The sequence below is a fragment of the Caballeronia zhejiangensis genome, assembly GCF_022879815.1.
Classification (GTDB): Bacteria; Pseudomonadota; Gammaproteobacteria; order Burkholderiales; family Burkholderiaceae; genus Caballeronia; species Caballeronia zhejiangensis.
Window position 1 is genome coordinate 2078349 of sequence record NZ_CP084283.1, and the last position, 22733, is coordinate 2101081.

At 63.0% G+C, this 22733-nt stretch carries 25 protein-coding genes; 8 read left to right on the forward strand and 17 right to left on the reverse strand.

Annotation, left to right across the window (positions count from 1 at the left end; genetic code table 11):
• Positions 1–55: 55 nt before the first annotated feature.
• A complete protein-coding gene (pmbA, locus tag LDZ23_RS09995; RefSeq protein WP_008342321.1) occupies positions 56–1426 on the reverse strand; it encodes a metalloprotease PmbA in 1371 nt (456 codons plus the stop codon).
• 215 nt (positions 1427–1641) lie between these two features.
• Between pmbA and yjgA the strand changes: the two genes are divergently transcribed.
• Positions 1642–2232, forward strand: coding sequence for a ribosome biogenesis factor YjgA (yjgA, locus tag LDZ23_RS10000; protein WP_033537112.1), 591 nt, complete (start codon positions 1642–1644; stop codon positions 2230–2232).
• Positions 2219–2827 carry a molybdopterin adenylyltransferase gene (mog, locus tag LDZ23_RS10005; RefSeq protein WP_008342326.1) on the forward strand — a complete coding sequence of 203 codons (609 nt, stop codon included), beginning with the start codon at positions 2219–2221 and terminating at the stop codon, positions 2825–2827. Before yjgA ends, mog begins: the two co-directional genes overlap by 14 nt.
• A 14-nt stretch (positions 2828–2841) precedes the next feature.
• Here the strand turns inward: mog and orn are convergent, their stop codons facing one another.
• Positions 2842–3450 carry an oligoribonuclease gene (gene orn / locus LDZ23_RS10010; RefSeq protein ID WP_033537098.1) on the reverse strand — a complete coding sequence of 203 codons (609 nt, stop codon included), beginning with the start codon at positions 3448–3450 and terminating at the stop codon, positions 2842–2844.
• A gap of 103 nt (positions 3451–3553) precedes the next feature.
• Between orn and LDZ23_RS10015 the strand changes: the two genes are divergently transcribed.
• From LDZ23_RS10015 to LDZ23_RS10025, 3 genes are read left to right on the forward strand one after another with little or no spacing between them, the layout of a single operon-like run.
• Entirely contained in the window at positions 3554–4822 is a 1269-nt protein-coding gene (locus LDZ23_RS10015) for a M48 family metallopeptidase (RefSeq protein ID WP_008342330.1), read from the forward strand.
• On the forward strand, positions 4819–5745 hold the full coding sequence (rsgA, locus tag LDZ23_RS10020; protein ID WP_008342332.1) for a ribosome small subunit-dependent GTPase A: 927 nt from the start codon (positions 4819–4821) through the stop codon (positions 5743–5745). The genes LDZ23_RS10015 and rsgA overlap by 4 nt, the downstream gene beginning before the upstream one ends.
• Complete coding sequence (locus LDZ23_RS10025) at positions 5742–6065, forward strand: putative signal transducing protein (protein ID WP_008342333.1); 324 nt, start codon at positions 5742–5744, stop codon at positions 6063–6065. Before rsgA ends, LDZ23_RS10025 begins: the two co-directional genes overlap by 4 nt.
• Here LDZ23_RS10025 and LDZ23_RS10030 read toward each other — a convergent pair whose 3' ends face one another.
• The 6 genes from LDZ23_RS10030 to rpsP form a co-directional block, all read right to left on the reverse strand.
• Complete coding sequence (locus LDZ23_RS10030; protein ID WP_008342334.1) at positions 6066–7004, reverse strand: CobD/CbiB family protein; 939 nt, start codon at positions 7002–7004, stop codon at positions 6066–6068.
• 119 nt (positions 7005–7123) lie between these two features.
• Positions 7124–7783, reverse strand: a complete 660-nt coding sequence (locus LDZ23_RS10035; protein WP_008342336.1) for a CoA pyrophosphatase — start codon at positions 7781–7783, stop codon at positions 7124–7126.
• Between the two features lie 143 nt (positions 7784–7926).
• Positions 7927–8316: a 50S ribosomal protein L19 gene (gene rplS / locus LDZ23_RS10040; protein ID WP_008342338.1), complete on the reverse strand. Its 390-nt coding sequence runs from the start codon at positions 8314–8316 to the stop codon at positions 7927–7929.
• Between the two features lie 129 nt (positions 8317–8445).
• Positions 8446–9216, reverse strand: a complete 771-nt coding sequence (gene trmD, locus LDZ23_RS10045; RefSeq protein ID WP_008342340.1) for a tRNA (guanosine(37)-N1)-methyltransferase TrmD — start codon at positions 9214–9216, stop codon at positions 8446–8448.
• 25 nt (positions 9217–9241) lie between these two features.
• Positions 9242–9988 carry a ribosome maturation factor RimM gene (rimM, locus tag LDZ23_RS10050; RefSeq protein ID WP_008342341.1) on the reverse strand — a complete coding sequence of 249 codons (747 nt, stop codon included), beginning with the start codon at positions 9986–9988 and terminating at the stop codon, positions 9242–9244.
• Between the two features lie 54 nt (positions 9989–10042).
• Positions 10043–10297, reverse strand: coding sequence for a 30S ribosomal protein S16 (rpsP, locus tag LDZ23_RS10055; RefSeq protein WP_008342343.1), 255 nt, complete (start codon positions 10295–10297; stop codon positions 10043–10045).
• A 240-nt stretch (positions 10298–10537) separates the two neighbouring features.
• On the opposite strand from rpsP, the gene LDZ23_RS10060 reads away from it, so the two are divergent.
• The gene (locus LDZ23_RS10060) at positions 10538–11041 is read left to right on the forward strand and encodes a TM2 domain-containing protein (RefSeq protein WP_008342345.1); all 504 of its coding nucleotides are present in this window, start codon (positions 10538–10540) and stop codon (positions 11039–11041) included.
• Between the two features lie 4 nt (positions 11042–11045).
• Here the strand turns inward: LDZ23_RS10060 and LDZ23_RS10065 are convergent, their stop codons facing one another.
• Positions 11046–12173, reverse strand: a complete 1128-nt coding sequence (locus LDZ23_RS10065) for a PA0069 family radical SAM protein (protein ID WP_008342347.1) — start codon at positions 12171–12173, stop codon at positions 11046–11048.
• A gap of 68 nt (positions 12174–12241) precedes the next feature.
• The gene (locus tag LDZ23_RS10070) at positions 12242–12730 is read right to left on the reverse strand and encodes an Lrp/AsnC ligand binding domain-containing protein (RefSeq protein ID WP_008342349.1); all 489 of its coding nucleotides are present in this window, start codon (positions 12728–12730) and stop codon (positions 12242–12244) included.
• Between the two features lie 132 nt (positions 12731–12862).
• Here LDZ23_RS10070 and LDZ23_RS10075 point away from each other — a divergent pair, with 132 nt between their 5' ends.
• Entirely contained in the window at positions 12863–14155 is a 1293-nt protein-coding gene (locus LDZ23_RS10075) for a D-amino acid dehydrogenase (protein WP_008342350.1), read from the forward strand.
• Positions 14156–14214: 59 nt separating this feature from the next.
• Here the strand turns inward: LDZ23_RS10075 and LDZ23_RS10080 are convergent, their stop codons facing one another.
• The 6 genes from LDZ23_RS10080 to LDZ23_RS10105 all read right to left on the reverse strand — a co-directional run bounded on the left by LDZ23_RS10080 (position 14215) and on the right by LDZ23_RS10105 (position 20459).
• Positions 14215–16005, reverse strand: a complete 1791-nt coding sequence (locus tag LDZ23_RS10080) for an acyl-CoA dehydrogenase (RefSeq protein WP_244807475.1) — start codon at positions 16003–16005, stop codon at positions 14215–14217.
• A gap of 104 nt (positions 16006–16109) precedes the next feature.
• The gene (locus LDZ23_RS10085; RefSeq protein ID WP_244807476.1) at positions 16110–17045 is read right to left on the reverse strand and encodes an electron transfer flavoprotein subunit alpha/FixB family protein; all 936 of its coding nucleotides are present in this window, start codon (positions 17043–17045) and stop codon (positions 16110–16112) included.
• A 2-nt stretch (positions 17046–17047) separates the two neighbouring features.
• A complete protein-coding gene (locus LDZ23_RS10090; protein ID WP_034472697.1) occupies positions 17048–17797 on the reverse strand; it encodes an electron transfer flavoprotein subunit beta/FixA family protein in 750 nt (249 codons plus the stop codon).
• A 175-nt stretch (positions 17798–17972) separates the two neighbouring features.
• Positions 17973–18767 carry a MetQ/NlpA family ABC transporter substrate-binding protein gene (locus LDZ23_RS10095; protein WP_008342356.1) on the reverse strand — a complete coding sequence of 265 codons (795 nt, stop codon included), beginning with the start codon at positions 18765–18767 and terminating at the stop codon, positions 17973–17975.
• Between the two features lie 14 nt (positions 18768–18781).
• Positions 18782–19435, reverse strand: a complete 654-nt coding sequence (locus LDZ23_RS10100; RefSeq protein WP_008342358.1) for a methionine ABC transporter permease — start codon at positions 19433–19435, stop codon at positions 18782–18784.
• Positions 19425–20459: a methionine ABC transporter ATP-binding protein gene (locus tag LDZ23_RS10105; RefSeq protein WP_008342360.1), complete on the reverse strand. Its 1035-nt coding sequence runs from the start codon at positions 20457–20459 to the stop codon at positions 19425–19427. The genes LDZ23_RS10100 and LDZ23_RS10105 overlap by 11 nt, the downstream gene beginning before the upstream one ends.
• A 164-nt stretch (positions 20460–20623) precedes the next feature.
• On the opposite strand from LDZ23_RS10105, the gene LDZ23_RS10110 reads away from it, so the two are divergent.
• Positions 20624–21505: an alpha/beta hydrolase gene (locus LDZ23_RS10110; protein ID WP_244807477.1), complete on the forward strand. Its 882-nt coding sequence runs from the start codon at positions 20624–20626 to the stop codon at positions 21503–21505.
• Here the strand turns inward: LDZ23_RS10110 and LDZ23_RS10115 are convergent.
• Positions 21502–22425, reverse strand: a complete 924-nt coding sequence (locus tag LDZ23_RS10115; RefSeq protein WP_244807478.1) for a histone deacetylase family protein — start codon at positions 22423–22425, stop codon at positions 21502–21504. The two genes, LDZ23_RS10110 and LDZ23_RS10115, sit on opposite strands and share 4 nt — an antisense overlap.
• Positions 22426–22733: the final 308 nt, after the last annotated feature.

Consider the following 22733-nt stretch of genomic DNA (forward strand, 5'->3'; position numbering starts at 1 on the left):
ATGAAAAAAGGCTCCGGATGCGCTCCGGAGCCTTTCTCTTCTCGACCGGCGCGGCTTACTGGCCCGCGACCGTCATCCGCTCGATCAGCACCGAGCCGATTTCCTTCGTGCCGCGCACGACGGTATCCGCGCCGATTGCCTCGATATGGCGGAACATCTCCTGCAGCGTGCTCGCCACGGTGATTTCCTCGACGGCATGCACGATCTTGCCGTTCTCGACCCAGAAACCCGACGCGCCGCGCGAGTAGTCGCCCGTCACGTAGTTCACGCCCTGCCCCATCAGTTCGGTAAGCAGGAGGCCGGTATCGAGCTTCTTCAGCATCGCTTCGAAGTCGTCCTCGGGCTTCGTGTGCGCGCTCGTCATCGTCAGATTGTGCGAGCCGCCCGCGTTGCCGGTCGTCTGCATGCCGAGCTTGCGCGCGGAGTACGTCGACAGGAAATAGCCCTGCACGACGCCATCCTCGACGACGTTACGGCGTTGCGTACGCACGCCTTCTTCGTCGAACGGGGCGCTGCCCATGCCGCCCTTCACATGCGGATCCTCGACGATCTGGATATGCGGCGCGAACACCGGCTTGCCGAGGCTATCGACGAGGAACGTAGTCTTGCGATACAACGCGCCGCCGCTCACCGACTGCACGAACGCGCCGAGAATGCCCGCCGCGAGCGGCGCTTCGAACAGCACGCGGCACTTGCGCGTGTCGAGGCTCTTCGCGTTGAGCCGCGCGAGCGCCCGCTCGGCGGCGTAGCGGCCGACGGCTTCGGGCGCCGCAAGCGCGGATGCATCGCGTTTGGACGTGTACCAGTCGTCGCGCTGCATGTCGCGGCCGGCCGCGGCGATCGGCGCGCACGCAATGTAGTGACGCGAGTACGGATAGCCCGCCATGAAGCCGCGCGACGTCGCGAGCACGAACTGCGAATGCTGCGCGGAAACGCTCGCGCCTTCCGAATTGGTCACGCGCTTGTCGACGGCGAACGCTGCGGCCTCCGCGCGGCGCGCGATCTCGGCGGCCTCTTCGGCGTCGATGTCCCACGGGTGATAAAGATCGAGGTCCTGCGGCGACTTTTCCAGCAACTCGGCTTCCGCGAGGCCGGCCGCGCTGTCCTCCGCCGTGAAGCGCGCGATGTTGTACGCGGCCGCGACCGTGTCGCGCAATGCGTCGCGCGTGAAGTCCGCAGTGCTCGCGTTGCCGCGCTTCTTGCCGATGAACACGGTCACGCCGACCATCTTGTCGCGATTGTGCTCGATGGTCTCCACTTCGCCGCGCCGCACGCTCACCGACAGGCCGTCGCCCTCGGAGATCTCGGTGGCCGCATCGCTCGCGCCGAGTTCCTTCGCGTAGCGCAGGATGTCGGAGGCGATCTCCTTCAGCTCGTCCTGCGTATGCGGGAAGTAGCGTTGCTTGACGTCCATGTCTGCTGCCATTTTTGGTTGCCTTTGGAAGTCGGGCGTGTCGCGCCCGCGCATGTCGTGATTGCTTCGGGATTCCCTGCCAGATGCGCTCGTCGTCGAGCATCGCAAAGCGGGACCGGCGTATCACGCGATCATAGCAAGGACGGCGTGCATTCACCCGCCAAGGTTTGTCGCAGCGCCGGCCGCGACCCGGCAAAAGCGATGCGGGCGCAAGCTACAATGTCGGGATGAACCGTAAAACCCGCATTCAACCGATCGATTCCGGCCGCGACGACGATCGCGAGGCCGACGAAAACGGCTACGACCGTCCGAGCAAATCCCAGCTCAAGCGCGAAATGCACGCGCTGCAGGAGCTGGGGGAAGCGCTCATCGCGCTGCCCAAGGATGCGCTCAAACGCATGCCGATGCCCGAGGATCTCGGCGACGCCGTGCGCGAGGCACGCCGCATCACCGATCACGAAGGCAAGCGCCGTCAGTTGCAGTACGTCGGCAAGGTCATGCGCTCGCTGACCGAAGACGAAGTCGCCGCGCTGCGCACCGCGCTCGACACCCATCGCGGCGTGAACAAGGCCGAAACCGCGCGCATGCACTGGATCGAGCGCACGCGCGAACAATTGCTCGCCGATGACGCCGCGCTCACCGAATTCATCCGCACGCATCCGGGCGTCGATCCGCAGGAAGGCCGCACGCTGATCCGCAACGCGCGCAAGGAGCGCGAGCAGCAAAAGCCGCCGCGCTATTACCGCGAACTCTTCCAGTGGATCAAGAACGCGTCGGGCGCGCAAGACGACGAGGACGATCGCGATGACGACGCGTGACGAACTGATAGTCGGACTGGTGTCGATCAGCGATCGCGCGTCTTCCGGCGTCTACGAGGACAAGGGCTTGCCGTCGCTCGTCGAGTGGCTCGGCGCGGCGCTCTCGACGCCGTTTCGGGCCGAGACGCGGCTGATTCACGACGACGCCGCGACCATTTCCGCGACGCTCGTCGAGCTCGTCGATACGCACCGCTGCGATCTGGTGCTGACGACAGGCGGCACCGGCCCGTCCCGCCGCGACGTGACGCCCGAGGCGACGCTCGCCGTCGCCACCAAGCCGATGCCCGGCTTCGGCGAGCAGATGCGCCAGATCAGCCTGAATTTCGTGCCGACGGCCATTCTCTCGCGGCAAGTCGCGGTGATTCGCGAAACGGAAGACCACGCTGCGCTCATCATCAATCTGCCGGGCCAGCCGAAGTCGATCCGCGAAACGCTCGAAGGTCTGAAAGACGCAGACGGCAGAACGAAAGTGCCGGGCATTTTCGCGGCCGTGCCGTATTGCATCGATCTGATCGGCGGGCCGTATATCGAAACGCGGCCGGAAGTGGTCGCCGCGTTTCGTCCGAAGAGCGCGATCCGCCCGCCGAAGAATTAGGACGCGGCTGCGCTCTAGGACGCGGCTGCGCTCGCCGACGGAATCAGGAAATGCTGGCGGTAGTACTTGAGCTCGTCGATCGACTCGTGGATATCGGCGAGCGCCGTGTGCATCGCACGCTTCTGAAAGCCCTTGTAAATCGCCGGCTGCCAGCGGCGGCACAGTTCCTTCAACGTGCTGACGTCGAGATTGCGATAGTGGAAGAACGTCTCCAGTTCGGGCATCCAGCGCGCCATGAAGCGGCGGTCCTGGCAGATCGAGTTGCCGCACATCGGCGATTTGCCGGGCGGCACGTAAGCCCCGAGAAAATCGCGGATCTGGCGCGTGGCTTCGGCTTCATCGACCGTCGACGCCTTCACGCGCTCCGTCAGCCCCGAGCGGCCGTGCGTGTTGCGATTCCACTCGTCCATGCGGCCGAGCGCTTCTTCCGTCTGATGAATCGCGAGGACCGGGCCTTCGACCATCTTGTCGAGCGTCGAATTCGTGACGACCACCGCGATCTCGATGATGCGATCGTTGTCCGGATCGAGGCCGGTCATCTCCATGTCGAGCCACACGAGGTTCATGTCGCTGCGCGCGAGCGCGTTTTCTTCTGATTCGGGCGTGGTGGAGATGTCGGTCATGAAAAGCGGCCTGAAAGATGGGAAAGCCATGCCGCACAGTTTCTGAGCGCGCCGGCACGGCCTAGAACCTATAATTCTCGCATAGTTCAATCGGAATTCCCGGATGACCAACCTCACTCTCGCCTTCTCGACGATCTTCGTCGTCGCCCTCGTCGCGATGGTTTCGACCAAGCTGTGGCTCGCATCGCGCCAGATCCGCTACGTCGCCGCGCATCGCAACGGCGTGCCCGCGCAATTCAGCGGCACGATTCCGCTCACGGCGCATCAGCGCGCCGCGGATTACACCGTCGAGCGCACGCGCCTCACCATGATCGAAGTCGTCACGAGCGCGGTCGTGCTCGTCGCGCTGACGCTGCTCGGCGGCGTCCAGGCGCTCGATCTCGCCATTTCGGACTGGCTCGGCCGCGGCTATCTCGGACAGATCGCGCTGGTGGCGTCGGTGGTGGCGATCACGAGCGTCATCGATCTGCCGTTCGACTACATCCGCCATTTCGTGATCGAGGAAAAGTTCGGCTTCAATCGCATGTCGAAGAAGCTCTTCTTCGTCGATCTCGTCAAGGGCACGGTGCTCGCCATCGTGATCGGCGCGCCGCTCTTGCTGCTCACGCTCTGGCTCATGGATCGCGCCGGCACCTTCTGGTGGCTGTGGACGTGGATGGTCTGGGTGGCTTTCCAGCTGCTCGCGATGATCATCTATCCGACCTTCATCGCGCCGCTCTTCAACAAGTTCGAACCGCTGAAGGATGAAGCGCTCGTCGCACGTATCACGAATCTGATGTCGCGCACGGGCTTCGCCGCGAAAGGCCTGTTCGTGATGGACGGCAGCCGCCGCTCGGCGCACGGCAACGCGTATTTCACCGGCTTCGGCGCGGCAAAGCGCATCGTGTTCTTCGACACGCTGCTCGCGCGGCTTTCCGGCAACGAAATCGAAGCGGTGCTCGCGCACGAACTCGGCCATTTCAAGCGCCGTCACGTTCTGAAGCTGATGGTCGTCATGTTCGGCATCAGCCTCGCGATGCTCGCGCTGCTGGGCTGGCTCATTCAGACGACGTGGTTCTACGAAGGTCTCGGCGTGCGGCCGTCGCTCGTCGGCAGCAATAACGGGCTGGCGCTCGTGCTCTTCATGCTCGTGCTGCCCGTGTTCATGTTCTTCATCACGCCGCTCGGCAGCCTGACATCGCGCAAGAACGAGTTCGAAGCCGATGCTTTCGCCGCCAGCCAGACCGATCCGAAGGATCTCGTGAACGCGCTCGTGAAGCTGTATGAAGACAACGCGTCGACGCTCACGCCCGATCCGATCTACACCGCGTTCTACTACTCGCATCCGCCCGCCTCGCAGCGCATCGACCGCCTGATGCAGCACGCCGCATGACGCGCGGGTTCAAGCGGTCAGGTGCGGCGGCACGGCTCGAAGGCACGGTGATCGCCGCGCACGGGCGGCACTATCTCGTCACGCCCGAAGACGGCGGCGCGATGCTCCAGTGCTTCCCGCGCGGCAAGAAAAGCGAAGTGGCCGTAGGCGATCGCGTGTTCTACGAGCAGTCGTCGGCGGATCAGGGCGTGATCGTCGAGATCGCCGAACGGCGCAATCTGCTCTATCGCTCGGATCAGTTCAAGTCGAAGCTCTTCGCGGCGAATCTCGATCAACTTCTGATCGTGCTCGCCACCGAGCCGCATTTCAGCGAAGACCTGCTCGGACGCGCGCTGATCGCGGCCGAGGCGCACGGTCTGGAATCGCTGATCGTATTGAACAAGATCGATGTCGAAAGCGCGTTGCCGTTCGCGCGCGAACGTCTCGCGCCGTATCGCGAACTCGGCTACACGGTGATCGAGCTCTCGGCGAAGATGGCGCCCGGCGACGTTCATCCGCAACTCGACGCACGCCTCAAAGACCGCTCGACGATCCTGCTCGGTCAATCCGGCATGGGCAAATCGACGCTCGTGAACCTGCTCGTCCCCGATGCCGACGCCGCCACACGCGAGATTTCGTCCGCGCTCAACAGCGGCCGTCATACGACCACATTCACGCGCCTCTACGATCTGCCAGGCGGCGGCTCGCTGATCGATTCGCCGGGCTTTCAGGAATTCGGCCTGCATCATCTGTCGGAAGGCCAGCTCGAGCGAGCCTTCGCCGATTTCCGGCCTTATCTCGGACATTGCCGCTTCTACAACTGCCATCATCTGCACGAGCCGGGATGCGCGGTGCTCGAAGCCGTCGAAGCGGGAAAGATTCGCCCCGAACGTCACGCGCTCTACGCGCAACTCGTGCACGAAGCCAGCCAGATCGTTCGATGAAGCGGCTCACGGGCGCTCCCGATCTCATCACGGCGCAGCATTGGGTGAACGTGCTGTCGGCCGCGGGCGTGCCGTGCGAGTTGCACAACCGTTATTTGAATGGCGCGATGGGGGAGATTCCGGCCGATCAGTGCGCGCCGGAAATCTGGATCGTCGACGATCGCGACGAAGCGCTGGCCTTGCGCCTTCTGGAGCGCGCGAGAAAAGGGCCGGACGCGAACGCCCGGCCCTGGAAGTGCAAGCATTGCGGCGAGTGGCTGGAGCCGCAGTTCACCGTCTGCTGGAATTGCCAGACGGCGCGCGATCCGCTCGACGATTGATTACGCCAGCCACACGGCGATCGTCAGCATCAGCAGCAGCAACATCCACAAAATGACTGCCCGCCATACGAGGCCGACAGCCGATTGCAGCGTGCGCGGCGTGCAATCGTCGCCGACGGGCAACGGACTGGCATCGCCGACGGCAAGCGCTTCGACCGAAAGCGGCTCGGCGAGCGGCCCCGCGAGACGCGCGCCCAGCGCACCGCTGCCCGCTGCCAGCAACACGCCTTCGTTTGCGTCCGGCCATTGGCGCGCGTGATTGCGCCACGCGTAAATGGCGTCCTCGAAATTGCCGACGATCGCGAAACCGAGCGACGTCAGACGCGCGGGCACCCAATCGATGATGAAGAACGCGCGTTGCGCGAACGACGAGAACTCCGCGGTGCGCTCGGGATTCGGCTTCGACCACGCGCGCGCGAGGTATTCGGCGATGCGATAGAGCACCGCGCCCGCCGGGCCGATCGGAATCAGAAACCAGAAGAACACGCCGAACACGTGCCGGTGCGATGCCACGACCGCATGAACCAGCGTATGCCGGACGATTTCGCTGACGGGCATGTCGACCGTATCGATGCCGGTCCACTCGGCCAGGACTTCCCGCGCGCGCGGAACGTCGTCGTTGTTGAGCGCGAGATGGATATCGGTGAAATAGTGGCTGAACTGCCGGAAACCGAGCGTGAAATAGACGATCACTACGTTCCAGAAGAATGCCAGAACGAAGTTGATCCGATAGAGCACGTAATAGACGAGCCCGACGAAGAGCGTCCACGGCAGCACGACCACGAGCCACGCGACGATGCCATGCTTCTCCTTGCCGGCATCGAAACCGTGCGCGGTGGATTCCGCATGATATTGAAGCAACGCCGAAATCGGATTGTGCGGCGATAACGCGCGCATCTGCTCAATGACGAGAGCCAGCAATACGGAGAAAAAAGTCATGCGAAGCGCCGAAACGGTCGGATAGTTCGAGTTTCGCGTAACGATAGCACAGCGCCCGACGCCTTTAATGCGCTAAGTATTTGCGCAACGCGCAACAAGGGCGCGGACTTTTCGCGCCGTCACGCGCGAGCCACGAGGAAGCGATAAAAATTGCGCAACATGCCAGCCGTTGCGCCCCAGATGAAATAAGGAGCCTTCCCGTCGCCGGGGCTGTATGGCATGGCAAAAAAACGACGCTCGCCGCCTTCCCAGCGAAAGACCCGCACTTCATGATTCGCGGGATTCATGAGCCACGCGAGCGGCACTTCGAAGATATCGGCGACTTCGCGTGTATCGGCCTTCAATGTGAATGGCGGATTCACGAGCGCGACGACCGGCGTCACCTTGAAACCCGTGCCCGTCAGATACTCGGGCATCGCGCCGATGACCTCGCAATGCTCCGCGCCCAACCCCACCTCTTCGTAGGCTTCGCGAAGCGCGGTGGCGGCGGCATCGGCGTCTTCGGGCTCGCGTCGGCCGCCCGGAAAACTGATCTGCCCCGCGTGATCCGACAGATGATCGGCGCGCTGCGTCAGCAGCACGGTCAAGCCGCCCTCGCGCACGACGAGCGGCACCAGCACGGACGCCACGCGCGGATCGCCGCCGATCGCCTTGATGCGCTGCTCGCGCTCTTCCTGCGCCCAGTCGAGATCCATCGCGAAACGCGCGCGCAAGCCTTCAGGCGTGAGGCGCTCGGGCGGAACGGGCGGGAGTGTCTCGCCCGTCGAGAGGACGGGCATCGTTTCGGGTTCGAGGATGCGGGGAGTCGAAGTCTTTCCGGTGGACACGGGTCGAGAACGGTTCTGTGGAAGCCTCAATTTGAACACACCAAAGAAAAAAGCACCCGAGGGGTGCTTTTTCCGTACTGCTTCTGGCGAGGGACTTACTCTGCGGAAGCAGCAGACTTGTCCTTGAACACCAGCTTTTCCTTGATTCGAGCCGACTTGCCCGAACGCTCGCGCAGGTAGTAGAGCTTCGCACGGCGGACATCGCCACGACGCTTCACGACGATGCTCGCGAGCAGCGGCGAGTAGGTCTGGAACGTACGCTCGACGCCTTCGCCCGACGAGATCTTGCGGACGATGAAGTTCGAGTTCAGGCCACGGTTACGCTTCGCGATGACGACGCCTTCGTAAGCCTGAACACGCTTGCGCGTGCCTTCGACCACGTTCACGTTGACGACGACGGTATCGCCCGGCGCGAAGTCGGGGATGCTCTTCTCGCCCAGAACGCGTGCGATCTCTTCCTTCTCGAGTTGCTCAATCAGATTCATTACTGACTCCTTGTGCCATCTTGCCGGAGTTGTGTGCCTTGTATTGAGTCAGGCCCCGGTAGAGGATGGGTTTGCTTCAGGCGCCGATACCACTCGACGCCCCCATTTTCCCGCTCGTCCGCTCGAAACCTATGCGGGCTTCGACGCTTCCTTCGCGAGTTCTGCGAGCCACGCCTCATCGGCACGGCTCAACATCTTGCTGCGGCGCGCCCGCTCGATCAGATCGGGCCGCTTGTTGAATGTGTTGCGCAATGCTTCGCGCCTGCGCCAGGCGTCGATTTCCTTGTGATGGCCGCCGAGCAGCACATCGGGAACGCGCACGCCGTCGTACTCTTCCGGACGCGTGTAGTGCGGGCAATCGAGCAGCACATCGACGAAACTGTCCTGCACCGCCGATTGCGCGTCGTTCAGCACACCCGGCAACTGACGCACTACGGCGTCCATCAGCGCCATGGCGGGGAGTTCTCCGCCGGACAGCACGAAGTCGCCGAGGCTCACTTCTTCGTCCACTTCACGGTCGATCAGGCGCTGATCGATCGCTTCGTAACGGCCGCACAGCAATACGAGACCGGGTTCCTGCGCGAATCGCATCACGCGATCGTGATCCAGCTTCGCACCTTGCGGCGACATCATCACGACGCGCGTCGACGTGATGCCCTGCTCGCGCTGCGCAGCCTTCGCCGCGTGGATCGCGTCTTCCAGCGGGCGCGCCAGCATGACCATGCCGGGGCCGCCGCCGTAAGGGCGATCGTCGACGGTGCGGTAGTTGTCCGTGGTGAAATCGCGCGGATTCCACGTACGCAGACCGAACCGCTCCTGCTTCACCGCCCGGCTGGTGATGCCCCAGTCGGTCAGCGCGCGAAACATTTCGGGAAAGAGCGTTACGACATCGAACTGCATCGCTCTCTCCGTAACGTGCCGATGTTCAATAATCGGCGTCCCAGTCGACGACGATACGCTTCGCCGCCCGGTCCACCGTCTTCACATATACGCCGACGAACGGAATGAGCCGCTCGCCGGTGACGGGCGCGCCGTCCTTGTTCGTATCCGGATACTCGATCCGCAGAATGGAATGCGCGCCGTTGTCGATCAGATCGGCGACGCGACCAAGCGCAACGCCAGCTTCATTTTCGACATCGAGGCCGATCAGATCGACCCAGTAGAATTCGTCGTCGCTGTCGAGCTTCGGGAAATCGCCACGCGCGATATTCACCGTATGGCCCTTCAGCGCGAGCGCCGCATCGCGGTCATCGCAGCCGGCCAGACACGCGACGATGGTATCGGCGTGCACTTTCGACTGCAGGCAGCGCGCGGACTTGCGATCGCGGCCTTTGACGAGCCACCAGCGTTTGGCGCTCAGCAGCGCGTCGCCGCCCTGCTTGCCGTTCGCGTGCGGAACGATCTTGACCCAACCCTTCAGACCGTACGCATCGGCGATAAAACCGACTTCGACGGCGTCTTCGGGCAAAGCCTCGACCCGCTCGATTGCGGCTTCCGGCTGAATGCTGCCTTTATCGCTGCCTTTGTTGCTACCCGAAACGTCGCCCGCCACGCGGCGCGCGCCCGGCTTGCGGACGAACGCGCCAAACGTGGCGGAACTTTCATCTTGCCCCGGCTTCGTTCGGCCGATGTTTTCCGATGCGCGGCCGGATTCAGAATCGCGCGCGGACATCGGCGAACCTTTGGGCAGGTTTCGAGCGTTTACTACAGCGTCGGCTCAGCGAACTCAAGCAGCCGGCTGGGCTTGCTGAGCTTGCTTGACGAGACGCTCGACGGTCGGCGACAGTTGCGCGCCAACGCCTTGCCAGTACGTCAGGCGATCTTGCGCGATGCGCAGCGATTCGCCCTTGGTCGCGACCGGGTTGTAGAAACCCACGCGCTCGATGAAGCGGCCGTCACGGCGGCTACGCGAGTCGGTTGCGACGATGTTGTAGAACGGGCGCTTCTTCGAGCCGCCACGAGCCAAGCGGATGATGACCATGCTGAAATCCTTGAAAACCGGGGTTCGGAACAACGAGAACAGGCGATTATAGCCGGATTCCGACGCGCTAACAAACACTTAACGCATTTTTTGCATGTGACGCCAAGTTCGGCAAGACTTCGGCGCGTTGCCAGATACCGGAAATCACGCCGATGCGGCAACGTGCCATGGGCGGCGTGCTCGGCGGTAGGCGTAAAATATCAGACCGGCGTCCGCCTCAATCCACCACCGCTTTCGCTGATGACTTCCTCGTCCGTCGCCACGCAATCCGGCTCCAAGCCGGCCGGCAAGCAGGTTCCGCCATACTTCCGCTCGAAAACGCTGACCGCCGCACTGGCGTTCCTGTTCGGCTATATCGGACTGCATCGCTTCTATCTCTATGGAATGCGCGACAAGTACGGCTGGGCGCATATCGTCGGTATCGTCATGGGTGCGTTCGGCTATCTGCTGCTCGCCGAAACGGAGCGCACGTCGATTCTCGGCTGGGCGCTGGCATTTCCCGGCGCAATCTCGCTGCTTGCGGCTTTCCTCTCCGCGCTCGTCTACGGCCTGCGCCCGGACGCCAAGTGGGACGCGCAATTCAACGCGCACACGGGACGCGAAAGCCGCTCCGGTTGGACCGTGATCTTCGTCGTGATCTTTTCGCTGCTGATCGGCGCATTTCTGCTGATGACCGGTCTCGCGCTCACGTTCCAGACTTATTTCGAAGGCCAGGTCGAAGCCGCGAAGACTTTGTCGCAATAGAACGTCAGAACAAATCGAGCTGCGGGCTCGCCGGCGGCGGCGGCCGTTTCGCCGGTCGCTGAAACTCGGACATATCGAGAATCCCGCGCTGTCTTGCATTAAGCCCAAGACGTTTCGTCGCCTTCTGAAAGCGCTGTTTCAGCATGTCGGCCCAAAGGCCCTCGCCTTTCATGCGCTTCGAGAAATCCGAGTCGTAATCCTTGCCGCCGCGCATGTCGCGCACGCGGCTCATCACGCGATCCGCGCGGTCGGGAAAATGCGCGGCCAGCCAATCCTTGAAGAGCGGCGCGACTTCCCATGGCAGACGCAGCACGATATAGCTCGCGGTCGTCGCGCCCGCCTCTGCGCACGCTTCCAGCACACGCTCCAGGTCCGGCTCCGTCACGAACGGAATGACCGGCGCGATGCTCACGCCCACTGGGATGCCCGCCTCCGCGAGCGTGCGAATCGTGCGTAGACGCCGCGAAGGTGTGGCCGCGCGCGGTTCGAGCGTGCGCGCGATATCGGCATCGAGCGTGGTGACTGTGATCGCCGCCATCATCTGGCCGCGTTCGGCCATCGGCGCGAGCAGGTCTATGTCGCGCTCGATCAGCGAGCTCTTCGTGATCGCCGCGAACGGATGGCCGCAGTCGTGCAGCATCTGAATGACGCGCCGCGTGAGTTGCAGATCCCGTTCGACCGGCTGATACGCGTCGGTGTTGACGCCGAGCGCGATCGGCTCGGGCTCGTAGTTCGGCTTCGCCAGTTCGCGTTCGAGCAATTCGGGCGCGTTGATCTTCGCGTAAATGCGGCTTTCGAAATCGAGGCCGGGCGACAGTCCGAGATAGCTGTGCGTCGGACGAGCGAAACAGTAGATGCAGCCGTGTTCGCATCCGCGATAGGGATTGAGCGATACGGAGAACGGAATGTCCGGCGAACTGTTGCGCGTGAGGATGGTTTTGGCGCGCTCTTCGAACACCTGCGTGCGCAGCGGCGGCGCGCTCTCGTCCTCGGCATCCGCGGCGTGCAGCCAGCCGTCGTCGACGCGCTCGCGCTCGTCCTTCTCGTAGCGGCCCTGGATGTTCGTGACCGCGCCGCGCCCCTTCAACGGAGCGGGCGGCGCGACGGGATATTCACGATCCGGCGATGACATTTGCGACAAAATCCAACGATTGATACTGTACAAATATACAGTATCGACGTTTCGTCGCAAGCGGAAAATCACGTCTCGACGAGAATCTTCAGCGTCTCCTTGATCTCCTCCATCACCACATAGCTCTTCGACTGAACCGCGCCCGGCAGTTGCAACAGGATGTCGCCGAGCAGCTTGCGATAGTCCGCCATTTCGCCGATCCGCGCCTTGATCAGATAGTCGAAATCGCCCGACACGAGATGACACTCGAGCACTTCGGGAATCTTCTGCACTTCGCGCCGGAACTGCTCGAACATGTTACCGCTTTTGTGATCCAGCGTGATCTCAACGAACACGAGCAGCGCCGCGCCGAGTTCAGTCGGATTCACGCGCGCGTAATAGCCGACGATGACGCCGTCGCGCTCCATGCGTTTCACGCGCTCGATACACGGCGTCACGGACAATCCGACGCGCTCCGCCAGATCCTTCATCGCGATGCGGCCGTCCTCCTGAAGGATGTTCAAGATCTTGTGATCGAGCTTGTCGAGCGTACGGACCGGATTTCGCTGCGTTCGCATTTCTTTTTCCTGAAAATCGACCAAATACAATAACTAAAACTGCTTTGATCTCAATACTATAGGCGATAACACTAGACGGACAGGGTGTCGCAGGTTTGGCCGGCTGTCCAGCGAAATCGAATTGGAGATCACATGCGAATCGTTATCCTCGGAAGCGGCGTCGTCGGCGTGACGAGCGCGTATTACCTTGCTCGCGCCGGCCACGAAGTCACGGTCATCGATCGCGAAGCCGGCCCCGCGCTCGAAACGAGTTTCGCGAACGCCGGACAGATCTCTCCCGGTTATGCATCGCCGTGGGCCGCGCCGGGCGTGCCGCTGAAGGCCGTGAAGTGGATGTTCGAAAAGCACGCGCCGCTCGCGATCCGCCTCGACGGCACGATGAATCAGTTGCAATGGATGTGGCAAATGCTGCGTAACTGCACGCAAGATCGCTACACGGTGAACAAGGGCCGCATGGTCCGCCTCGCCGAATACAGCCGCGACTGCCTGCAGGCGCTGCGCGCGGACACGGGCATTTCCTATGAAGGCCGCACGGGGGGCACGCTGCAACTGTTCCGTACGCAGCAGCAATTCGATGGCGCGGGCAAGGACATCGCCGTGCTGAAAGACGCGAACGTGCCGTTCGAGCTGCTCACCGCCGACGAACTCAAGAAGGCCGAACCCGCGCTCGCCGCCGTGTCGCAGAAGCTGACGGGCGGTCTGCGTCTGCCGAACGATGAAACCGGCGACTGCCAGATGTTCACCACGCGGCTCGCCGCAATGGCCGAAGCGCTCGGCGTCAAGTTCCGCTACAACACGTCGATCGACGCGCTCGCCGTCGCGAATGGCCGCATCGCCGGCGTGCAGTGCGGCAAGGAACTGGTGACGGCGGATTCGTACGTCGTCGCGCTCGGCTCGTATTCGCCGAAACTGCTCGGCGATCTCGTCAAGATTCCGGTCTATCCGCTGAAGGGCTATTCGATTACCGCGCCGATCGTCGATGCGAACCGCGCGCCTGTGTCGACCGTGCTCGACGAAACGTACAAGATCGCGATCACGCGTTTCGACGACCGCATCCGCGTGGGCGGCATGGCGGAAATTGTCGGATACGACAAGAACCTGAAAGCGGCGCGTCGCGAAACGCTCGAAATGTGCGTGAACGACCTCTTCCCGGGCGGCGGCGACACCACGAACGCCACGTTCTGGACCGGCCTGCGCCCGATGACGCCTGACGGCACGCCGATCGTCGGCCGCACGCCGGTGCCGAACCTGTTCCTGAACACGGGCCACGGCACGCTCGGCTGGACGATGTCGTGCGGCTCCGGCCAATTGCTCGCCGATCTCATGTCCGGCAAGCAGCCCGCGATCCGCGCGGACGACCTTTCGGTGCATCGCTATTTCGGCGACGTCGGCGTGAAGACGCGTCCGGGATACGCGAACGCGTAATTCGCGTTGTCGCATCAAAGCAAAGCAAAGGCGCCTTCGATGAAGGCGCTTTGTCGTTTCTAGAACTGATCTTCGCTGAGTGCGAGCACCCCTTCCCCGCCGTTCGCGCTGACGATGGACGCCTCGATCCCAGGAGCCAGCGACAGAATGTGCTCCGCGAAAAACTCGGCTGTCGCGATCTTCGCGGAATGAAAGCGCTCGTCTTCCGCGCGCTTCACCTGCGAGACGAGCATCGCGCGCGCCATCTGCCATCCGGACAACACGATGCCCGCAAGCCGCAGATACGGCACGCTGCCCGCGAACACCGCGTTCGGGTCGCTCTTGAACTTCGCGACGATGAACTCGATCGCGCGCGCCAGCGACAGACTTCCCGCGCTCAAATGTCGATGCATCGACTTGAACGGCTTGCCATCGACTTCGGCGAGCGCGGCGATCGTCTGATCGATCTGCGCGAGCAGCGCTTGCGCCGCACGGCCACCATCGCGCACGGTCTTGCGGCCGACGAGGTCGTTCGCCTGAATCGCCGTCGTGCCTTCGTAGATCGGCAGAATGCGCGCGTCGCGATAATGCTGCGCCGCGCCCGTCTCCTCGATGTAGCCCATGCCGCCATGCACCTGCACGCCGATACTCGCGACATCGACCGACATTTCCGTGGAAAAGCCCTTCACGATCGGCACGAGATATTCGTAGATCGCCTGATGACTCTTCCTCGCGTCGTCGTCCGGATGGCCGTGCGCGAGATCGCTGTGCGACGCTGCGACGTAGGCGAGCGCGCGGGCGCCTTCAGTGTAGGCGCGCATCGTCGAGAGCATGCGGCGCACGTCGGGGTGATGGATGATCGTCACCGGCTCCTTCGCGCTGCCATCGACGGGACGGCTCTGCACGCGCTCCTTCGCGTACGCGACCGCCTGCTGATACGCGCGCTCGGCGATCGCGACACCCTGCATGCCGACCGCAAAACGCGCCGCGTTCATCATGATGAACATGTATTCGAGGCCGCGATTCGCCTCGCCGATCAGATACCCGGTCGCCCCGCCGTGATCGCCGTATTGCAGCACGGCCGTCGGGCTCGCCTTGATGCCGAGCTTGTGCTCGATCGACACGCAATGCACGTCGTTGCGCTCGCCGAGCGAGCCGTCGTCATTGACGAGGAACTTCGGCACGAGAAAGAGCGAGATGCCTTTCACGCCCTGGGGCGCATCGGGCGTGCGCGCGAGCACGAGATGGACGATGTTCTTCGCCATGTCGTGTTCGCCGTACGTGATGAAGATTTTCGTGCCGAAGACCTTGTACGTGCCATCGCCCTGCGGCTCGGCCCGCGTGCGCACGAGCGCGAGATCGGAACCCGCCTGCGGCTCGGTGAGGTTCATCGTGCCGGTCCATTCGCCGCTAATGAACTTCGGCAGATAGCGCGCCTTCTGCTCGTCGCTGCCGGCGGTGAGGAGCGCCTCGATTGCGCCGTCGGTGAGCAGCGGGCACAGCGCGAAAGAGAGATTCGCCGAGTTGAGCGCTTCGATGCACGGCGTCGCGATGAGCTTCGGCAGGCCCTGTCCGCCGAAGTCCGCCGGATGCACGACGCCTTGCCAGCCGCCTTCCGCGAACTGGCGGAACGCGTTCTTGAAGCCGGGCGTCGTCGTGACTTCGCCGTTCGCCCAGGCGCTTGGATTGCGATCGCCTTCGACGTTCAGCGGCGCGATTACTTCGCTGCAAAAGCGCGCGGCTTCTTCGACGACGGCCTGCGCCGTATCGAAGCCCGCGTCTTCGTGACCGGGCAGCGCGGCGATGCAGTCGATATCCGCCAGCTCCTTCACTACGAACAACATGTCCTTGACGGGTGCGCGATAGCTCATCGTCCTGTCTCCTCCTGTTTCAATTTTCGGGTACAAAAAAAGGGCGCAACGTTCGTCGCGCCCTTTCTTATTTTTGTGGTGAGTGTTCGACTCACATGGCGCGGTTAGCCGAGCTCTTTCACCAGTTCCGGCACGACCGAGAACAGATCGCCGACGAGACCGTAATCGGCGACACTGAAGATCGGCGCTTCGGGGTCTTTGTTGATGGCGACGATGACCTTCGAGTCCTTCATGCCGGCCAAGTGTTGAATCGCGCCCGAGATGCCGACCGCCACGTACAGTTGGGGCGCGACGATCTTGCCGGTTTGACCGACCTGAAAATCGTTCGGGACATAGCCCGCATCGACCGCCGCGCGCGATGCGCCCAGCGCCGCGCCGAGCTTGTCGGCGAGCGGTTCTAGCGTCTTCGTGTAGTTCTCGCCGCTGCCCAGACCACGGCCACCCGACACGATGATGTGCGCGCTCGTCAGTTCCGGACGATCGAGCTTGGTGACTTCGCGCGACACGAACGATGAAATGCCTGCATCGGCTGCGGCTTCGATCTTCTCGACCGCTGCGCTGCCGCCTTCCGCCGCGACCGGATCGAAGCCCGTCGCGCGAACGGTGATGACCTTGATCGGATCGCTCGATTGAACCGTGGCGATGGCGTTGCCTGCGTAGATCGGGCGTTCGAAAGTATCGGCGCTATCGACGGCGGTGATGTCGCTGATTTGCGCGACATCCAAGTGTGCAGCGATACGCGGCGCGATGTTCTTACCGTACGCGGTCGCCGGAGCCAGAATGTGCGAATAATCCTTCGCGATGTTCAACACCGTAGCTTCGACGTTCTCCGCCAAGCCTTCAGCGAGTTGCGGCGCATCGGCGAGGAGCACTTTCGAAACGCCCGCGATCTTCGCCGCCGCATCCGCCGCGCCCTGCGCGTTCGATCCTGCGATCAGCACATGCACATCGCCACCAATCTTCGATGCCGCCGCAACCGTGTTCAGCGTCGCTGCCTTGATCGACGCATTGTCGTGTTCTGCAATTACGAGAATCGTCATGTTCAGATCACCTTCGCTTCGGTTTTCAGTTTTTCGACCAGCGTCTTCACGTCGGGCACGGTGATGCCCGCGCTGCGCTTCGGTGGCTCGACGACTTTCAGCGTCTTCAGACGCGGCGCGACATCGACGCCGAGATCGGCGGGCTTCACCGTCGTCAGCGGCTTCTTCTTCGCCTTCATGATGTTCGGCAGCGTCACATAGCGCGGCTCGTTCAGACGCAGATCGGTCGTGACGACTGCGGGCAATTTCAGCGACAGCGTTTCGGCGCCGCCATCGACTTCGCGCGATACCGTGGCTTTGCCATCGGCAACGACGACCTTCGATGCGAACGTCGCTTGCGGCAGACCCGCCAGTGCAGCGAGCATCTGGCCGGTTTGATTCGAGTCGTCGTCGATGGCCTGCTTGCCCAGGATGACGAGCTCAGGCTTCTCTTGATCGACCAATGCCTTCAGGATCTTCGCGACCGCCAGCGGCTGCAACTCATCGGCGGATTCGACCAGAATCGCGCGATCCGCACCGATCGCCAGCGCCGTCCGCAACGTTTCCTGACATTGCGTCACGCCGCACGATACGGCGATCACTTCCGTAGCAACACCCGCTTCCTTCAGACGCACCGCCTCTTCCACGGCGATTTCGTCGAACGGGTTCATCGACATCTTCACGTTGGCGATATCGACACCCGTGTTATCCGATTTCACGCGGACCTTCACGTTGTAGTCGACCACGCGCTTGACTGGCACCAGAATTTTCATGCACACGCTCCAAAGTTACGATTACGTCAACCCAGCGCCATTATACGAGTGACGCGTAAGATCACCCCTCCAAAAGCGGGTGGGGTCGGCGATCGTGCAATAGGTATGAGCCGAATTTTATCGAACGATCGTTCTATTTATATCCACGAAAACCCGAATCCGACCATGAAAACGATTACCAGGCCGTAATCACCGCGCCGGCGTACTTGCCTTCGATGAACTGCTTCACTTCCGGCGAGTGATACGCCGCGATCAGCTTCGCAACCCACGGCTTGTCCTTGTCGGCCGCGCGAACCGCGATGATGTTCACATACGGACCGCGTGGATCTTCGATTGCGATCGCGTCCGACTTCGGCTTCAGGCCCGCTTCCATCGCGAAGTTCGTATTGATGGCGGCGGCATCGACGTCGTCGAGCGAGCGCGGAATCTGCGCGGCGTCGAGTTCGACGATCTTCAGCTTCTTCGGATTCTCGACGATATCGAGCGGCGTCGCTTTCAGACCCGCATCCGCGCGCAGCTTGATGAGACCTTGCTTCTGCAGCAGCAGCAATGCGCGGCCGCCGTTGGTCGGATCGTTCGGCACCGCGATGCGCGCGCCGTTGGCAAGCGCCGACAGCGACTTCAGCTTCTTCGAGTAGATGCCCATCGGGAACGTCACCGTATCGGCGACCTTGACGAGCTTGTAGCCGCGATCCTTCACTTGCGCGTCGAGATACGGCAGATGCTGATAGCTGTTCGCATCGAGATCGCCGGCGGCGAGCGCGGCGTTCGGCTGCACGTAATCCGAGAATTCGACGACCGTGATCTTCAGCCCGTTTTTCGCGGCGACCTGCTTCACCACGTCCATGATCTGCGCGTGCGGGCCGCCGGTCACGCCCAACTTGATGGCTTCATCGGCGTGCGCGGCACCGTTGAACAGCGTTGCGCTCAACAGCGCGGCGGCGAACTTCAGAATGAATCGACGTTGCATGGTTTCTTGAGTGGTTATTTGTGACTGAGACGACGAACGAGCCAGTCGCCGAACGACTGAACCAGCTGCACGAACACGATGAGAATCACGACGACCGTGATCATCACTTCAGGAAGAAAACGCTGATAACCATAGCGGATGCCGAGATCGCCGAGACCGCCGCCGCCGATCGCGCCCGCCATCGCCGAATAGCCGACGAGCGACACGAACGTGATCGTCAATCCAGCGACGACGCCCGGCAGCGATTCCGGCAACAGCACTTTGAAGACGATCTGGGATGTCGTCGCGCCCATTGCCTGCGCGGCCTCGATGAGTCCGCGATCCACTTCGCGCAGTGCCGTCTCGACGAGCCGCGCGATGAACGGCGCAGCGGCGATCGTCAGCGGCACGACGGCGGCCGCGGTGCCGATCGACGAGCCGACGACGAGCCGCGTGAACGGAATCACCGCGACGAGAAGGATGATGAACGGCGTCGAGCGCACCGCATTCACGATGCCGCCGAGCACCCGATTCACGCCGATGTTCTGCAGCACGCCGTCGCGATCGGTGAGATAGAGCAGCACGCCGAGCGGCAAACCGACCGCCGCGCCGACGAGTCCCGAGATGCCGACCATGATCAGCGTTTCCCAGAACGACTGGACGAACATGTCGAACATTTCACTCAACATGGGACAACTCCTCCACGACGACGCCCTGCGAGCGCAAATATTCGATCGCTTCGGCGATCTTCACCGGCTGACCGCCCGCGAGCACCGCGAGCGATCCGAATGCCTGCCCCTGAATCTCGTCGATCTGGCCGTGCAGGATGTTGAAATCGAGTTCGTAGCGGCGGATCGTCTCCGAGAGAATCGGCTGATCGACGCCCGAGCCCGTGAACGCGAGCCGCAGCAAATGACCGCTGCCGGTCTTGAGCCGCTCGATCACGCGTGCCTTCAATGCGGGCGGCAACTCGTGCGCGATCACGTCGCCGATCAGTGCGCGCGTGACTTCGTGATGCGGCTGCATGAAGACATCGACGACCTTGCCCTCTTCGACCACGCGCCCGGCGTCGAGCACCGCGACGCGATCGCAGACCTGTTTGATCACTTCCATCTGATGCGTGATGAGCACGATGGTGAGCCCGAGCTCGCGATTGATCTTGCGCAGCAGATCGAGAATCGCGCGCGTGGTTTCGGGATCGAGCGCGGACGTGGCTTCGTCGGAGAGCAGCACTGTCGGCTTGCTCGCGAGCGCCCGCGCAATCCCGACGCGCTGCTTCTGTCCGCCGCTGATCTGCGCGGGATACTTGTCCTTGTGCGTCGTGAGGCCGACGAGATCGAGCAGCGGCAACACGGCCGCTTCGATTTCCGCGCGCTTCTTGCCAGCGAGTTCGAGCGGCAGCGCGACGTTGTCGTACACCGTGCGCGAACTCAGCAGATTGAAATGCTGGAAGATCATGCCGATGTCGCGGCGCGCGGCGCGCAGATCGTCCTTGCCGAGCGTCGTGAGATCGCGTCCGTCGACGATCACATTGCCTTCGCTCGGCCGCGTCAGCAGATTGATCGTGCGAACCAGCGTGCTCTTGCCCGCGCCGCTGCGCCCGATGATGCCGAACACTTCGCCGGCGGGAATCGTCAGATTGACGTTGTGCAGCGCTTCGACCCAGCCTCGGGGCCCCGCGAAACGCTGCGAAAGATTGCGTATTTCGATCATGAAAATGCAAACGGCGGAAGGCTTGTCGGGTGGAACCCACCCGCGCCGCCGGCCGCCGCTCGTTCTTAGCTGTTCGTATCGTGGCGGGGATTTTACAGGACGCGTTACATTCTGTTTAATAATGATTTCAGATCGGCTAATAACGTGGAGATATTTACCGCGCCATGTCACGCACTATCTATTCGACGAGCGCCGTCACGACGCGACACGGCGTCGAACTGTTTCTGCATCGCTGGCACCCCGCGCCGGGCATCGAACTCAACGCGCGGATCGCGCTCGTCCACGGTCTCGGCGAACACGCGGGCCGTTACGACGCGCTCGCGACCGCGCTGAACGCGGCGGGCATCGAGCTGATCGCGATCGATCTGCGCGGACACGGGAAGTCGTCGGGCGAACGGGCGTGGGTTCGCGTCTTCACGGACTATCTGCGCGACACCGATGTCCTGCTCGAAGCGTGCGCGGCCACGCCGCCCGCCGGCACGCCGCTCTTTTTGATGGGCCACAGCATGGGCGGAACGATCGCGGCGCTCTACGCCGCCGAGCGTGCGCAGGCGAACAAGCTGGCCGGTCTGATCCTGTCGAGCCCGGCGTTGAAGATCGGACCGGGCACGCCGCGCTGGAAGGCCAAACTGAGCCGCATCGTGGGCGTGGTCGCGCCGCGCGTCGCCGCGTTCAGCATCGATCCGGTGCTGCTGTCGCGCGCGCCGGGCGTCGTCGAAGCGTACAAGCGCGATCCGCTTGTGCATCACGCAGCCGTCTGCGCACGCACTGCCGCGCAGATTCTCGCCGGCATGGAGCGCGTGGCGGAAAAGCGCGGCGACATCAAGCTGCCGCTTCTCGTCTTTCACGGCAGCGCGGACGCGATCTGCGATCCCGCCGGCAGCCGCGAGTTCGAAGCCAACGCGGGATCGACCGACACCACGCTCATCGTCCACGAAGGCAGCGCCCACGAAACGCTCAACGATCTCGACCGCGAGCGCGTGATCCGCGAGCTGATCGACTGGACGCTCGTGCGCGCGGACTACGCGCGCGCTCGCGCCCGCTAGATTTCCGCCAGCACCCGCAGATGCGCAACGACGCTGCGGCCCAGCGCCGACAGGTTATAGCCGCCCTCGAGACAACTCACGATGCGCCCTTGCGCGTAGCGCTTCGCGACGCCGCGAATCTGCTCGGTGATCCACGCGTAATCGTCCTCGACGAGACCCATGTTCGCCATGTCGTCTTCGCGATGCGCATCGAAGCCGGCCGAGACGAAGATCATCTGCGGCTTGAACGCTTCGAGCCGCGGCAGCCACATCATGTCGACGACCTCGCGCACCTGCATGCCCTTAGTGCGCGCGGCGAGCGGCACGTTGACCATGTTCGCCGCGTGATTGTCGGCGCCGGAAAACGGATAGAACGGATGCTGGAAGAAACTGCACATCAGCACGCGCGAATCGCCGCTGAACGCGGCTTCGGTGCCGTTGCCGTGATGCACGTCGAAATCGACGATCGCGACCCGCTGCAGGCCGTGCACTTCCAGCGCATGCCGCGCGGCGATCGCGACGTTGTTGAATAGGCAGAAGCCCATCGCGCGCGCGGGCTCGGCGTGATGGCCCGGCGGCCGGATGCTGCAAAACGCGTTGTCGTAACGGCCTTCGATGACGGCATCGGTGGCCGCGACCGCCGCGCCCGCCGCGCGCAACGCCGCGCGATAGGACTGGGGGCACATCGACGTATCGGGGTCGAGTTCGCTTCGGCCCGATTCCGGCGTGCGGCTCTTGATGTAGTCGATGTGCGCCTGCGTATGCACGCGCGCAAGGTCGGCTTCGTCGGCGAGCGGCGCTTCCTCGCGCTCGATGAGCGAATCGATCCGGCTCGCGATCAGCTGGTCTTCGATCGCCTGCAGGCGCGCCGGACACTCGGGATGCCATTGGCCGTTGTCGTGCTGGAGGCAGTCGGGGTGGGAGTAGAAGCCGGTGGCCATGATGTCTCGCAATGCCGCTTGTCGTCGGCTCTCGTCTCGTATTTTTTCGTCATACGCGACCACTTGTCGCGTAATTGACGTTAAGTTACCACACCGTCCGGCACGGCCGCCCTCGCCCGGGCACATGGCCGATATGGGCGCGAAGCGTCGGTTATACTGCCCCGACGCCTTGCCGGCCGAGCGATTGCGCGCGGCATGTTGCAGGCTGTTGCGTTCCGTTGAGAATCGTTGCATCGATTCGACTTCACAGGCGTTTTTGGCCACTCGCGCATCCGGCATCGCCCCAACCGCCCCCAACCACGCACACT

Bases quoted from the DNA above. Each gene is read 5' to 3' on its own strand.
- LDZ23_RS10090 (WP_034472697.1), bottom strand. From the start codon at position 17,797: ATGAAAATTCTGGTGCCAGTCAAGCGCGTGGTCGACTACAACGTGAAG.
- mog (WP_008342326.1), top strand. From the start codon at position 2,219: ATGACGACGCGTGACGAACTGATAGTCGGACTGGTGTCGATCAGCGAT.
- LDZ23_RS10115 (WP_244807478.1), bottom strand. From the start codon at position 22,425: ATGGCCACCGGCTTCTACTCCCACCCCGACTGCCTCCAGCACGACAAC.
- LDZ23_RS10080 (WP_244807475.1), bottom strand. From the start codon at position 16,005: ATGAGCTATCGCGCACCCGTCAAGGACATGTTGTTCGTAGTGAAGGAG.
- LDZ23_RS10075 (WP_008342350.1), top strand. From the start codon at position 12,863: ATGCGAATCGTTATCCTCGGAAGCGGCGTCGTCGGCGTGACGAGCGCG.
- LDZ23_RS10085 (WP_244807476.1), bottom strand. From the start codon at position 17,045: ATGACGATTCTCGTAATTGCAGAACACGACAATGCGTCGATCAAGGCA.
- trmD (WP_008342340.1), bottom strand. From the start codon at position 9,216: ATGCAGTTCGATGTCGTAACGCTCTTTCCCGAAATGTTTCGCGCGCTG.
- rsgA (WP_008342332.1), top strand. From the start codon at position 4,819: ATGACGCGCGGGTTCAAGCGGTCAGGTGCGGCGGCACGGCTCGAAGGC.
- LDZ23_RS10030 (WP_008342334.1), bottom strand. From the start codon at position 7,004: ATGACTTTTTTCTCCGTATTGCTGGCTCTCGTCATTGAGCAGATGCGC.
- LDZ23_RS10100 (WP_008342358.1), bottom strand. From the start codon at position 19,435: ATGTTGAGTGAAATGTTCGACATGTTCGTCCAGTCGTTCTGGGAAACG.
- LDZ23_RS10060 (WP_008342345.1), top strand. From the start codon at position 10,538: ATGACTTCCTCGTCCGTCGCCACGCAATCCGGCTCCAAGCCGGCCGGC.
- pmbA (WP_008342321.1), bottom strand. From the start codon at position 1,426: ATGGCAGCAGACATGGACGTCAAGCAACGCTACTTCCCGCATACGCAG.
- LDZ23_RS10070 (WP_008342349.1), bottom strand. From the start codon at position 12,730: ATGCGAACGCAGCGAAATCCGGTCCGTACGCTCGACAAGCTCGATCAC.
- LDZ23_RS10110 (WP_244807477.1), top strand. From the start codon at position 20,624: ATGTCACGCACTATCTATTCGACGAGCGCCGTCACGACGCGACACGGC.
- LDZ23_RS10105 (WP_008342360.1), bottom strand. From the start codon at position 20,459: ATGATCGAAATACGCAATCTTTCGCAGCGTTTCGCGGGGCCCCGAGGC.
- rimM (WP_008342341.1), bottom strand. From the start codon at position 9,988: ATGTCCGCGCGCGATTCTGAATCCGGCCGCGCATCGGAAAACATCGGC.
- rpsP (WP_008342343.1), bottom strand. From the start codon at position 10,297: ATGGTCATCATCCGCTTGGCTCGTGGCGGCTCGAAGAAGCGCCCGTTC.
- LDZ23_RS10065 (WP_008342347.1), bottom strand. From the start codon at position 12,173: ATGTCATCGCCGGATCGTGAATATCCCGTCGCGCCGCCCGCTCCGTTG.
- LDZ23_RS10015 (WP_008342330.1), top strand. From the start codon at position 3,554: ATGACCAACCTCACTCTCGCCTTCTCGACGATCTTCGTCGTCGCCCTC.
- LDZ23_RS10095 (WP_008342356.1), bottom strand. From the start codon at position 18,767: ATGCAACGTCGATTCATTCTGAAGTTCGCCGCCGCGCTGTTGAGCGCA.
- yjgA (WP_033537112.1), top strand. From the start codon at position 1,642: ATGAACCGTAAAACCCGCATTCAACCGATCGATTCCGGCCGCGACGAC.
- LDZ23_RS10025 (WP_008342333.1), top strand. From the start codon at position 5,742: ATGAAGCGGCTCACGGGCGCTCCCGATCTCATCACGGCGCAGCATTGG.
- rplS (WP_008342338.1), bottom strand. From the start codon at position 8,316: ATGAATCTGATTGAGCAACTCGAGAAGGAAGAGATCGCACGCGTTCTG.
- orn (WP_033537098.1), bottom strand. From the start codon at position 3,450: ATGACCGACATCTCCACCACGCCCGAATCAGAAGAAAACGCGCTCGCG.
- LDZ23_RS10035 (WP_008342336.1), bottom strand. From the start codon at position 7,783: ATGCCCGTCCTCTCGACGGGCGAGACACTCCCGCCCGTTCCGCCCGAG.